The 13,687-nt window shown below is 35.9% G+C and carries 8 protein-coding genes and 2 pseudogenes; all 10 read right to left on the reverse strand.

The genetic code is table 11. From position 1 onward, the window contains the following. Positions 1-69 precede the first annotated feature (69 nt). Complete coding sequence (locus ACQ9BO_RS22330) at positions 70-333, reverse strand: hypothetical protein (protein WP_431242535.1); 264 nt, start codon at positions 331-333, stop codon at positions 70-72. Then, positions 297-1,988 carry a sialate O-acetylesterase gene (locus tag ACQ9BO_RS22335; RefSeq protein ID WP_431242536.1) on the reverse strand — a complete coding sequence of 564 codons (1,692 nt, stop codon included), beginning with the start codon at positions 1,986-1,988 and terminating at the stop codon, positions 297-299. The genes ACQ9BO_RS22330 and ACQ9BO_RS22335 overlap by 37 nt, the downstream gene beginning before the upstream one ends. 251 nt (positions 1,989-2,239) lie before the next feature. Beyond that, the gene (locus tag ACQ9BO_RS22340) at positions 2,240-3,349 is read right to left on the reverse strand and encodes a RagB/SusD family nutrient uptake outer membrane protein (RefSeq protein ID WP_431242537.1); all 1,110 of its coding nucleotides are present in this window, start codon (positions 3,347-3,349) and stop codon (positions 2,240-2,242) included. Between the two features lie 19 nt (positions 3,350-3,368). After that, positions 3,369-4,172: a RagB/SusD family nutrient uptake outer membrane protein gene (locus ACQ9BO_RS22345; protein WP_431242538.1), complete on the reverse strand. Its 804-nt coding sequence runs from the start codon at positions 4,170-4,172 to the stop codon at positions 3,369-3,371. A gap of 11 nt (positions 4,173-4,183) precedes the next feature. Beyond that, the gene (locus ACQ9BO_RS22350) at positions 4,184-7,195 is read right to left on the reverse strand and encodes a SusC/RagA family TonB-linked outer membrane protein (protein ID WP_431242539.1); all 3,012 of its coding nucleotides are present in this window, start codon (positions 7,193-7,195) and stop codon (positions 4,184-4,186) included. A gap of 632 nt (positions 7,196-7,827) precedes the next feature. Continuing rightward, complete coding sequence (locus ACQ9BO_RS22355; RefSeq protein ID WP_431242540.1) at positions 7,828-8,802, reverse strand: aldose epimerase family protein; 975 nt, start codon at positions 8,800-8,802, stop codon at positions 7,828-7,830. A 26-nt stretch (positions 8,803-8,828) separates the two neighbouring features. After that, positions 8,829-9,485 (reverse strand): fructose-6-phosphate aldolase, encoded by a 657-nt coding sequence (gene fsa / locus ACQ9BO_RS22360; protein WP_431242541.1) that lies wholly within the window; start codon positions 9,483-9,485, stop codon positions 8,829-8,831. 370 nt (positions 9,486-9,855) lie between these two features. Then, a pseudogene (gene xylA / locus ACQ9BO_RS22365) lies at positions 9,856-11,181 on the reverse strand (xylose isomerase). A gap of 13 nt (positions 11,182-11,194) precedes the next feature. Then, positions 11,195-12,677: pseudogene (locus ACQ9BO_RS22370) on the reverse strand (xylulokinase). Between the two features lie 22 nt (positions 12,678-12,699). Continuing rightward, complete coding sequence (locus tag ACQ9BO_RS22375) at positions 12,700-13,686, reverse strand: GntR family transcriptional regulator (RefSeq protein WP_431242542.1); 987 nt, start codon at positions 13,684-13,686, stop codon at positions 12,700-12,702. Position 13,687 lies beyond the last annotated feature (1 nt).

Consider the following 13,687-nt stretch of genomic DNA (forward strand, 5'->3'; position numbering starts at 1 on the left):
TTTGCGAATCTGATGATTTAAAAAAAGCAGGAATTCTTTGTTGGAAATCCTGCTTTTTCTTTTCTATTTTTATTTATTTACACTTCCCTCAAAAGGCGATGCTGGCAAATTTTCTTTATTATACAAATTTGCCTCAACTGGATTATCTGCCCAAGCATAGCGAACCTTGACAGGTTTATCAATGTTTTCATTCCAGATTTTGACTTTATTTCCTTCAATCATAGCGCTTGCCCAAACAAATTTGCCATCGCTTCCAGCAATTTCAAAACCTTTCAAACGATCACTATTTTTAATCATCAAACCGCTTCCAGTATCTGAAAAAGATAAAACCAATTGATTCCCTTTTTTTCTGCCGATTTGAATAGCGGACCCGAAGCAACAATATTTTTTTCTCCGTATGCAATTTTTTCAGCCTGTAAGGCCAATCTTTTGCCAACATCATATTTATTCAAAGGATGAATATCATTCCATTCGCCTAAATCTATTGTTACAGCCATTCCAGTGTTTGGAACAGTTAAAGTATTTTTTTGTTGTTGACGCAAAGCGGCCCAATTGCTTTCTGCTGGCTCTGCTTTTGGTTCCATAAAATTCGTCAGCTGTACGTATAAAAACGGAAAATTACCTTGCTTCCACTCTGCTCTCCAGCTTGTAATCAATGTTTCCATAAGAGCCGCATATTCCTGAGGCTTTTTTGTGCTTGATTCACCCTGATACCAAAGCACACCTTTTATTGCATAATTTTTCAAAGGCGCAATCATCGAATTATACAAACCAACAGGTTTCCATCTAATAAAAGTTGAAGGAGGCAAGGGTGCCATTTTTACACCCAATTTATATTTCCATTCGCCTTTCAAATCAATTGAATCTTTATCAAGAATTAATTGATAAGGCTTATCTTCAACAAAACCGCCTTTTCCAGAATTATTGATGACTCTGATGGCAATTTCATTTTTTCCTTCTTTCAAAAATTTTGGATCAAAAGCGTATTTTCTTGGCGGATACATATACGAAGTTGTTCCAACGAAATTCCCATTTACGTAAACAGAATCGGCATCGACAATTCGGCCTAAAATCAATTTTGCCGTACTTGCTTTTACATTCGATAAATCAACTTCTTTTCTAAACCAAACAACGCCGTTTGTTTTTTCCAAAGCATAGTCGCTCCAATATCCGGGAATCTTCATTAGCGGCCAGTCAACATCATCTAAATCGGCTTTTGACCAATTCTTTTTTAAACCTTCATCTTGACGATTTATTTCAGCATACCAATCAGTGCTAATTTTTCTGTCGTTTGCTTCAATTTGTGCTCCTAAAGTTCCGTCTTTGAATTTCTGATATTCGGCATCATAATCTGGAAATTTTTTAATGGCATCGGCACTAAGCCAAGATTCAGCCGGAGAACCTCCTAAAGCGCTGTTGATTAATCCTATCGGAATTTTATATTTTGCATATATTTCGCTTGCAAAAAAATAAGCGACAGCCGAAAAATTCAAAATATTTGATGCATTTGCTTCTTTCCATTCTCCACTTGACAAATCAGTATTTTCTTTTGCAAATTCATATTGATCCGGCACTAAAAATTGTCTTATTTCCGAATTATTTGCCTTTGCAATTACGTCACTGTATTTGTCTTTTACGCGTTCCATCGGCAATTCCATATTCGATTGTCCGGAACAAAGCCAAACATCGCCAAACAAAATATTCTTTAAAAGAATTGAATTGCTTGCTGTTAAAGTTATTTCATAAGGCCCTCCAGCTTTTTGAGAAGGCGCTGTAATTTCCCATTTTCCTTCTTTAGAAGCTTCGGTTTGGAATTTTTTAGTATTGAAAGTTACTTCAATCTTTTCATTTGGTCCCGACCAACCCCAGATTTTCACAGGAATATCACGTTGCAAAACCATACCATCGCTAATTAGCCTCGGAAGTTTAATTTGAGAATAAATAGTGCCACAAATAAGTGCACTGATAAAAATTAGTATTTTTTTCATTTTCAAAATTTTATTTTCTGCTAATCCCGAAACTTCGGGACTGAAATCTTTTTTAAAGATAATTATTCTCCTTTTTCATTTGACATCAAAAAGCCGAGAGGGCTCAACTCTCGGCTTTTTTAATAAAACAATTTTATGCGCAGTTTTAACCAATTCTATAAAATAAACACTTACTTACAACTTTACTAACTTAATTGGTCGCTTAAATTTGTTTTATTCATATAAATTTGGACAAACAAAAACTTCATTTTTTAGTAGCCTGGATTCTGATATGCCGCTTTTTCAGACGCTGTCATAATCATTGCATCAAACTGAACTTGAGGAATTGGGCGTAAATAATGATATGCTTTTATATCTCTTGCTACAGTAAGCGGAGTATGATTTCCGTAAGCTGGACCACAAATTTGATAAGAGCTTGAAAGTTCTGTCCATTTTTGAGTACGAATCAAATCGTACCAACGATAACCTTCACCAAAATATTCACGTGAACGCTCTGCCAAAATATAGTTGATATCAATTACTGCAGGAGTTGCGGCAGTCATTGCCGCGCTATTATCTGCCGATTTTGCAACATTTCCACCATTATCAAATCTCCATTTTCCGGCACGAGCACGCAAAACGTTTACCAATTCTCTTGCGCTTTTACCTCCTTGAGGTGCGGCTCCCATTACATTTGCTTCTGCCGCAATCAAATAAAGCTCTGATAATTTTGCAATATTGTACGGACGTGTACTAGCTCCATTAGGAGAACCCAATCCAGTTCCGTTATCTGTTCTGTAAGTACCCAATTTCCATAAACCTGGGTAGAAAATTCTGCTGATACCGCTTGGAGCAATAACAAAATCAGATCTTCCTGCTATTACTCCTGCTCCAACAGCTCCACCTTCTGGCCCATTTCCTGCGGCATAAACAATAGCAGGATTTTCAGCATTTAAGAAAGAAAGAATCGCACCTCCTGGAGCAACTGGCAAACCATTTGCATTATTTAAAGTTGGTGTTGTGATACCCGCTTTATTCCAGTTACCGCGATATACTGTTGTGAATGTTCCATCGTAACGAGAATCGTTTGTTTTATCAGCAAATGTATTTGCGATAGCACCAATAGTTGGACACATACGAATAAATGGGCGTCCTAAAGACTGCACTGCTTCACGTTGTACTGAACTTACACCTGAACTTCTGATAACCGTATAGTTTGGCGTCATCATCCAAACCGCAAAATTTTCTGGGGCATTACCATTCGAAAATGTTAAACTGCTCGCATTATAAAATTCGCTTTTCTCTGTGTGATCTGCATATAATAAAATTTCGCTGTTGCGGTCGTTGCTTCCTAAGTTTACATCGTAGTAAGTTGGTTGCAATGCAAATGAACCGTGGCTATCAATTCCTGCTGCACGCTACATCATAAGCTTTTTGGAAATACCAAGCGGCATCATGTCCGTCTGGGTCAACGCGAGTAGTTTCTGGATAAGTTGGAATATTATTTGGATTTTTCAACCACCATGCGTAAGTCAAATAAGCTTTTGCCAAATAAAGCCTAGCGGCAGTTTTAGTCACCCCGCCTTTTACTCTACCTACATCTGGCAAATCATTAACCGCTGTAACTAAATCAGGAAAAATCGCTTTTGTATAAACTTGTGGTACAGTATTTCTAACCGAAAATCTTGACGGACTTGTATTAAATTTAAGTTCGCCTGCACCCAAATCCAATGGCACTCCACCAAAAGTCTGAACTAACAAGAAATAATCAAATGCACGAAAGAATCTAGCTTCAGCAATCATTGCGTTTGAAACAGTTCCAATTGCTGTAGCATTTTCTATAATTCCACTTGCTGTATTGATATTGATAAATGCTGGTTGCCATAAAGCATCTGTACGGCTTGAAGAAGGCGTAATTGATCCAACGCCAGAAAGGTCCATATCTTTGAAGTTGGCATCGGCACTTTGTGCGTAAGTTGCTTCATCAGTTCCTGTTTCTGTTGTATTGTAATAATACCCTTGTCCGTAGATGTAGCGTAAATGGGCATACATCGACGTTAATCCTCCAACAACTCCTTTTTCGGTTTTAAAATATTCAGGAGTGTATATACTGCGAGGCTCTTCTTCTAAAACATTAGAACATGCTCCCAAGAACAGCGTTGTTATTGCTGTTGCTATAAAAGTTTTTATTTGTATAGGTTTCATTGTTTTCTTTTTTAAAATGTTAAATTAAGGCCAAGCAAGAAGGTACGAGTTGAAGGAGTATTAGTTCCTAAAGTCAGTAAACGTCTTTTGTAAAAATCAGTTACTGCCGCATTTTCATTACCGTATGAGTTGGTTTCAGGATCCATACCTGTTTCTTTGTAATAAGGTGAAGAAATTACAAATGGGTTCTGTACTGTGCAGTAAAGACGGAATCGATCAACTCCTAAATCTTTAATGAATTTTTCAGTAATGTTGTACCCCAAAGTAATTGTACGGATTTTAACATAAGATGCATCAAAGTATCCTAAAGTAGAACCGTATTTTGGATTGTCATTACTTGAGATTCCACCTGGTCTTGGGTATTTAGCATCCGTATTTTCTGGAGTCCAATAATCTACATCTACGTTTCCTCTACGTCCGCTTAACATATTCAAATAACCTGTCGAAGAATAAAGCGTACTAATCAAAACACCTCCGCTCTGGAAAGCACCAACCACACTAAGGTCTAAATTTTTATATGCAACGCGAGTATTGAAACCTCCAAGGAAATCAGGATTCACATCAATGATTTGTCTATCGGCAGGCCCAATTTGTCTTGTTGGTGTACCATCTGCATTAAAATCTCCGGTATATTTTACTTTAATCATACCTACGTTTCCTCCTGGCTCATATTTAGTAAGATTTGCATCGTTTTGTTGCCAAAGTCCAATTTTCTCATAATCAAAAATCACATCAATTGGGTGTCCAACAAACCACCAGTTGTTTTCGTCACGCGTTTGTCCTGAAGAAAGTGCAACAAGTTTGTTTTTGTTAGAATAGAAGTTAACACCAACATCCCAAGACCAGCCATTCGGATTGTCAAAAATTGCTCCGTTAAGTGTAAATTCGTAACCCTTGTTTTGAGTTTGTCCAATGTTAGCCGTATAACTTCCTACACCAGCCGTTGGAGGCAAACCTACACTTAAAAGAATATCTTTTGTATCTGTAACATAATATTCAAAAGTACCGCTCAATCTGTTTTTAAAGAAGCCAAAATCTACACCATAATTCATTGTAGTCGAATATTCCCAACCCAAATCAGGATTTGGCAATGTTGACACATAATAACCTGTTGTATTAGTATCTCCAAAATTGTATGGTCTTGAAGCTAAACTTCCAAGAGTAGAATAAGGCGCAACTGCCTGATTAGAAGTTTCTCCGTAACCTGCACGTAATTTCAATTGCTCCAACCAAGTTACATTTTGCATAAATGATTCATTTTTTACATTCCATCCAACAGATACAGCAGGATAAGTATGCCATTGATGTCCTTTTGCTAATCTTGAAGAAGCATCTGATCTTACAGTAGCAGTAAGCATGTAGCGATTGTCATAAGAATACATCGCACGCGCCATGTACGAAATCAATCCGCTTTGTTGGTAATCTTGATTGTCTGGATTGATCGAAATTTCTCCTGTCGCTCTTCCTAAGTTGTAAAATTGGAAAGAATCTGAAGGAATGTCTTTTGCAGAAACTTGTGATCTGTTGTATGTCGTTTGCTCTGAAGAGTACATCGCTACCGCATTTACTTGATGTTTCCCAAAAGTACGATCATATGTAAGTAAGTTTTGAATCGCCCAGTTCGTGTTTAAAGTATTTGTAACAGTAGCTGTAGAAACTGTTGTTGGATTGATGCTAAATACACCTTCTCCTGTATATTGACCTCCATTTGTCGAACGGAAATTACCTCCCAAATCAACATGGAATTTCAAACCTTCAACACCTGGTATTTTTACCTCTGCATATAAAGTGTTATAAGAACTGTATGCTTTTGTTTGGTCGATCCATTTATCTCCCAAATTTTCTATAACATCTCTCGTATATACCCAGTTTTCATCTAATGGCATCTTAACAGTTCTTTTTAAAGAACCATCTGGATTATACGGATTAGAAATTGAAGTAGTACTCAAAGTATTGTACAAACTTAAATTCCCTCCGTTTGAAATCGAATAGTTATTATTAGTTGTAAAACCAACTTTAAAATACTGCCCTATTGCCTGATCTACAGCTCCTCTTAATGTTATACGGCTGTAATCCTGACCTGGCACTACTGCTTCTTCTTTGTAGTAACTAGTACCAAAATTATAGTTTCCGCCTTCGGTTCCGCCCGAAACACCAACATCATGATTGGTTACCAGACCTGCGCCATACATTAAATCCTGCCAATCTGTATTTACATTATCAGCTTCATCAGCGCCATTTGTGTAAAGTGGCGTAGTTGTTCCTGGAAGTGTAGCGGCTTTACGCAAAGCAACAAATTCAGGTCCGTTCATCATTGGGAATTTAGCAAAAATAGTTTTTAGACCACTGTACGTATTGTATGAAAATTTAGCTTTTTGTCCCTTTTGTCCTTTATTTGTTGAAATTAAAATAACACCATTAGCACCACGAGATCCATAGATAGCAGTAGCTGAAGCATCTTTTAAGATATCAATACTTTTAATATTATCTGGACTGATATCGCCAATTGATCCTGCAAACGGAATTCCGTCTAACACTACAAGCGGATTATTATCAGCCGTTAGAGAACGCGTACCTCTAATACGAATCTGCATTTCAGCACCTGGCTTAGACGATGTCTGGTTCATTTGAACCCCCGCCAAACGGCCTTGTAAAGCCTGCGTAATATTAGCCGATGGCACTTCTCGAACAACATCTCCTTTTATAGAAGAAACAGATCCTGTTACCGCTTCCTTTCTCTGTGTTCCATAACCTATAACTACAACTTCCTGAAGGTTATTTTGGTTTTCTTCTAAAACTGCATTTATTTTATTTTTTCCTGCAACAGGGATCTCTTTATCTTTTAAACCTAAAAAACTAAATACTAAAACTCCATTTGAAGGAACGTTAGCTATAGAATAATTTCCGTCAAAGCCTGTAACAGCAGTATTTTTCGTGCCTTTCAGCGTCACATTTGCTCCCGGAATTGGTCCATTTGCATCAGACACAATCCCTGTAACTGTAGTCTGAGCCGTGGCACTCACAGAAAACAGAAGCATAAGGGATAAAAACCCCAGACATTTCAGGAGCTTTTTTTGCTTTTCATTGTAAAAAAGTCAGTCATAAAAATTGATTTAGATAATTAATATATAGTTTGAGTTAGTTGAAAATTAAGAAGCAAAAAACAGCTGTTTTAATCAGATCAAAAAAACTTCTTTTGCATTTCTTTAACAAATATAAATAAAAATTCAAATCACACAACCGGTTGTGTATTATTTTTTTATTTATACCAAAAAAAATCACTCCTTAAATTAAACACTAAATAATTTTAAAGCCAAATAATTAAATGATCCGCAACAAAAATGCTTTTTCAGCAAAACAATCAAGACTTTGTTTATTGTTTTCAAACATTAGCTAACAATTCTCTAAAACCCAATAAAATAGCAGAAAAACAGCATTTTATGATTCCGAAAACAAGACAAAAACAAGTGTGTTTAAAACACTTAAATGCGTAATTTAAAAGCTTGGGGCAGAATTAGCACTGATTACTATAATACACAAGATTAAGTTTCCATTTTGTCCGAAAAAGAATCTTTTTATACACAATCGTTTGCATAAAACAACAAAAAAAGCCTCTTTTTTTAAAAAGAAGCTTTAAAATCTAAACTGAAACTATTTACTTAAAATTGAATGCAAAAGTCATTTCATTTAAATAGGTTTCATTTGTCCTTAAAATTGAATTTGGGAAATGTTTTTTATTCGGAGCATCGGGAAAATTTTGAGGCTCAAAACAAATTGCTGGAAACTTTTCATATTGATTATTATTTGAAAATGGCAAAACCGGAAATTCCTTTGGCGTATAAACAACCATTGCCGGCTGATTCGAAAAAATATTCATATTGATACCGCTTTCATCTGAAGATAAAGAGGCTTTCAGCTGTTTTTCATTAAATACAAAAGTATCATCAAAACCTCTAAAATCTTCCCTTTTGATTTTAGCTTTTTCATTTCTGTCAAAAACAGTTCCTTCAGATTTATTCAATTTTCCTGTCGGAAGCAATTGCGAGTCAACATCTAAATGAAAATCGCTGTTGATTTGAAGTTCATGATCCAAAACAGAACCTTTTCCGTTTAAATTAAAATAAACATGACTGGTCAAATTTACTGGCGTAGCTTGGTCTGTAACTGCTTTATAAGTGATTTTGACTTCGTTTTCAGATGTTAAATGAAAAATGGCTTCAGCATTTAAATTTCCGGGATAACCTTCTTCAAGATTTTTGCTTTCATATGAAAACACCACACGATCTTCGGCTAGTTCTTTTACCGACCAAAACTTTTTAAAAAATCCGTTTCTGCCTCCATGCAAATGAACTCCGTCTTCATTTTCGATTTTATAAACAATATCATCAATTTCAAACTCTCCACCAGAAATTCTTCCTGCATATCTTCCGATACTTGAACCCAAAAAGAGTTTTACATTTGAATAAGGCGCTTCAAGATAATCAGAAGCTTTTTCTAAACCAGTCGCAACATTGTAGATTTCACCTTTTGTGTTTTTAACTTTCAATGCAATAACTGTTGCACCGAAGTTAGAAATGGTCATTTCTAATGTTGATTTGTTTTTAATCGTAATTACCTCTAATTTTTCCATTTTGTAGCCAACTAGATTTTGAAATCCTATAAATTCATTTTTTTAGCATCTTCAATAAATTGGTTCAAACCAATATCAGTAAGAGGATGTTTCAATAATCCTTTAATTGCCGATAATGGTCCCGTCATAACATCTGAACCTACTTTGGCACAATTAATTACGTGCATCGTATGACGTACTGAAGCCGAAAGAATCTGGGTATTGAAAGCGTAATTATCATAAATTTCTCTGATTTCAGCAATAAGATGCATTCCGTCAGTCGAAACATCGTCCAATCTTCCTAAAAATGGAGACACATAAGTTGCGCCCGCTTTTGCGGCTAAAAGCGCTTGTCCAGCCGAGAATACTAAAGTTACATTCGTTCTAATTCCTTTATCTGAAAAATATTTACAAGCTTTAATTCCGTCAGCAATCATAGGCAATTTCACTACAATCTGCTCATGCAAAGCGACAAGTTCTTCGCCTTCTCTAATCATTCCGTCAAAATCTGTCGAAATAACTTCTGCCGAAACATCACCATCTACAATATTACAGATATCCAGATAATGCTTTAAAATATTGGCTTTTCCTGTAATTCCTTCTTTAGCCATTAATGACGGATTCGTGGTTACGCCATCTAAAACGCCTAATGCCTGCGCTTCTTTTATATCATTTAAATTTGCTGTGTCAATAAAAAATTTCATTGGTTTTTGGTTTTTATGTTAATAGGGTTCATTAAGAAATGCTATATTTTCAATTCATAACGAAACGAATTTCCAATACAGAAAAATGATTTTATGTTTTAATTTGAAATAAAAAGCAAAAGAAATTGCTTTGAAAAGACAGCAGAAAACTATCTTTTTGAATACGAATTTAATATATGACCGTCAGTGCTTCAATCATCCAACGGCCATAATTACTAATTAATAAATTTTTCTCTGGCGCACCAACTAACCTTCAAATATGCACCAGAGAAGAAAAACTACAAAAAACAATCTTTATTTCGATTTTATGATTTTATACAAAACCGAAAATTATTTTATGCAAAAACTGCCTTTACAGTTTGTTAATCAATTAAATATATTGATTGATAATGTTTTCAAACAATTCTTGTTTACCGCTTTGAAGATTTAATTCTCCATTTTCGTGAGCAATAGTGTAAAGATCTTTCAAGTTTAATTTTCCATCAGCGAAATCTTTTCCTTTTCCAGAATCAAAAGAGCTGTATCTTTCTTTTCTTAATTTCTCGTAAGGAGAAGAAGTGATGATTTTATCTGCAGTCAATAACGCTCTTGCAAAAGTATCAGCTCCACCAATGTGCGCTAAGAAAACATCTTCTAAATCTGTAGAGTTTCTTCTGATTTTAGCATCAAAGTTAACCCCACCGCCTTGTAATCCGCCAGCTTTTAAGAAAACCAACATCGCTTCAGTAGTTTCCTGAATGTTATTTGGAAATTGATCTGTATCCCATCCGTTTTGGTAATCTCCTCTGTTTGCATCGATGCTTCCTAACATTCCCGCTTTTGCGACCACTTCTAATTCGTGTTGGAAAGTGTGTTGTGCCAATGTAGCGTGATTTACCTCGATATTGATTTTGAAATCTTTATCTAAACCATATTCTTTCAAGAATCCAATTGCTGTAGCCGAGTCAAAATCGTATTGGTGTTTAGATGGTTCCATTGGTTTTGGCTCGATGAAGAAAGTTCCTTTAAAACCTTGAGATCTTGCATAGTCCCTAGACATTGTTAAGAATTGCGCCATATGGTCTAATTCTCTTCCCATATCTGTGTTTAGTAAAGACATATAACCTTCTCTACCACCCCAGAATACATAGTTTTCTCCGCCTAAAGCAATTGTTGCGTCCAAAGCCAATTTTACTTGTCCTCCGGCTCTTGCTACTACATTAAAATCAGGATTTGTAGCGGCTCCGTTCATGAATCTTGGGTTTGAGAAACAGTTTGAAGTTCCCCAAAGCAATTTAATTCCAGACTCCGCTTTTTTCCTTTTAAGTATTCTGTAATGAAAGCCAAACGTTTTTCTGATTCTGCGAAAGTTGCTCCTTCAGCAATCAAATCGTAATCGTGGAAACAGAAATAATCGAATCCCATTTTGCTGATAAATTCAAAAGCGAGCATCTGCCTTATCTTTTGCCGCTTGGTAAGGATCTGATGAAGCATCCCAAGCAAATTGCTGCGTTCCCGGCCCGAATGGATCGCTACCTTGTCCGCAGAAAGTATGCCAATAAGCGATAGCAAATTTAAAGTGCTCACGCATTGTTTTTCCAGCTACAACTTGATCTGGATTGTAATATTTAAATGCCAACGGATTGTCAGACTCTTTTCCTTCAAATTTAATTTGGCCAATACCTTTGTAGTATTCTTTATCTCCTAAAACTATCATTTTATTTATTTTTTTATTTGTTTGTTAATATTAATTCTAATTCTTGTTTCCATTTTTTATATGCCGTTTCGTATTCCTCTTTGTTTTTTAGAGGCAAAAAGGTCATTACGTGATCGTTTGTTGTAATTCCTGAACCAAATTTTTCAAAGTCGCCATCTGTCAAGCCAACTGCTCTTGTCGCTCCTACTGCTCCGGTTGTATTGTAAATTTCGATTTCATGTCCAATTAATGTTGCCACTGTATTGGAGAAAATTTCGGAACGGAATAAATTATCATTTCCTGCTCTAATTACATTAATCGTTGCATTATCATCTTTCAGGCATTCCATTCCGTACACAAAAGAAAATGCAATTGCTTCCAAAGATGCTCTGAATAAATGCGCGTTGGTATGAATATTAAAATTCAGGTTTAAAATATGAGATCCAATGTTTTTATTATTGAACATTCTTTCAGCGCCATTTCCAAACGGAATGACAACCAATCCTTGCGAACCTACATTTATCTGAGATGCTTTTTCATTCATTTCTTCATAGGATTCATTTCCGATATTGTTTCGCATCCATCGGTATTGGATTCCTGCTCCGTTTATATTCAGCAATTTTCCAACTCTCGGATTTGATTCCGTATAATTCACATGGACGAAGTTGTTGACACGAGTACTTTTTCCTGAATTTGTTTCTGTCACAGCATAGAAAACGCCCGACGTACCACCTGTTGCCGCAACTTCTCCCGGACGAAGTACATTTAATGACAACGAATTATTTGGCTGATCTCCCGCTCTATACACAATTGGAATTCCTGCTGGAAGCCCAGATTCTGCGGCAGACTTTTTCGGTAACCACTCCTTGATTCGTAAAATTTTCTACGATTTTTGGAGTTAAAGCTGTATCAATTCCGTAATATTCTAAAAGCCACTCGGCTACTTTATTTTCTTTGTAATCCCAAAGCATTCCTTCAGACAAACCATTTTTGGTAGTCGTTACTTCGCCTGTTAATTTCAAAGCGATGTAATCTCCCGGAAGCATATATTTTGAGATTTTATTGTAAACTACAGGTTCATTTTCTTTTACCCATTTCAGTTTTGAAGCAGTAAAATTCCCTGGTGAATTCAATAAATACGACATACATTTCTCTTCTCCAATTTCGGCGAAAGCCTTATTCCCAATCTCAACCGCACGGCTGTCACACCAAATAATTGAATTTCTAAGGGCATTTCCAGCTTCATCAACAATTACCAATCCGTGCATTTGGTACGAAATACCAATTCCCTGAATTTTAGACGCGTCAATATTTGCTTCTTTAACAGCTCTTTTTGTTGCCGTACAAATGTACTGCCACCACATTTCAGGATCCTGCTCCGCCCAGTCCGGGTGAACCGAAAGGATTTCCATTTCGTTCTGAGGTTCATTCAAAACGATCACTTTTTTCCCGTTTCTGCTTCAACAATTGCTCGCTTTCACAGAAGAACTTCCAATATCATATCCGATATAATACATACTTACAATGATTCTCTTATTATTAATTTTGTCGGCACATAACACTTCGTTTCTTCGTCGTGCGTAATAAATGCCGCGCTTTGGTTCCTATTTCTTTAAAATCAGTTGAAACAACCGAAATTCCTTTGTATATAAATTTCTTCATCGGGGTTTCGTTGTACGATAAAAAGCCAACATCTTTTCCCGGTTCGTAATCTTTCTCTTTGCACTGTTCCAAAAAGTGTCCTAAAATCCTGTCACTAACACTGATATAGGCTATTCCTTTTTCGATATTGAACTTTTTAGGATCTGTAATAATGTCGTACTTAAAACTAAAATCGGCACAGAATTTCTTAAAATATTCTACCGTTTCCCATGGATGATTTGTAAAATCTGGATACACAAACTGTATCTTTTTATACTTTTTAAACAAATCCACCGCCTCTGTCAAAGACTCATAAAACGCCTTTCCAAAATCCTGAAAAATGTAATTATTCGTTTTATCGGCCTGAATATTCCAGTCAATCAAAAGCAATTTGTCTTTTGAAATTGCCGACAAAGCCGGAGCAATATCCTTGTGATCAAAATTCATCACTACATATTTGTAATACTTCCCGATTCCGTTATTGATGATCGTTTTAAAAACATCAATATTATAATGATGAAACTGCACATCTGTAATCACATTATCTGCCAGATTATTTACAAACGAATGATACAAAACCTCTTTATAAGCCTTAAATGTATCTAAAACCAAAAGCACTTTTCTCGTTTCGCCGGCAACATAATACCCTTTATTTGGCACAGAATCAATTACATTTTGATCTTTTAAAATCGAATACGCCTTAAAAACCGTGTCTCTCGAAAGCTGATATGTTTTGCAGATCACATTCACAGACGGAAGCAAATCTCCCTTTTGCAAAATATTCTCCGCAATGGCGTTTGTAATTCCGTCAACCAATTGCTGGTACTTCGGAATATCACTTTCGTGATTCATTATAAACTCAAATTTTTCTTCTTCTTTTAGCATA

This window comes from Flavobacterium sp. P21 (assembly GCF_050632225.1).
Taxonomy (GTDB): Bacteria; Bacteroidota; Bacteroidia; order Flavobacteriales; family Flavobacteriaceae; genus Flavobacterium.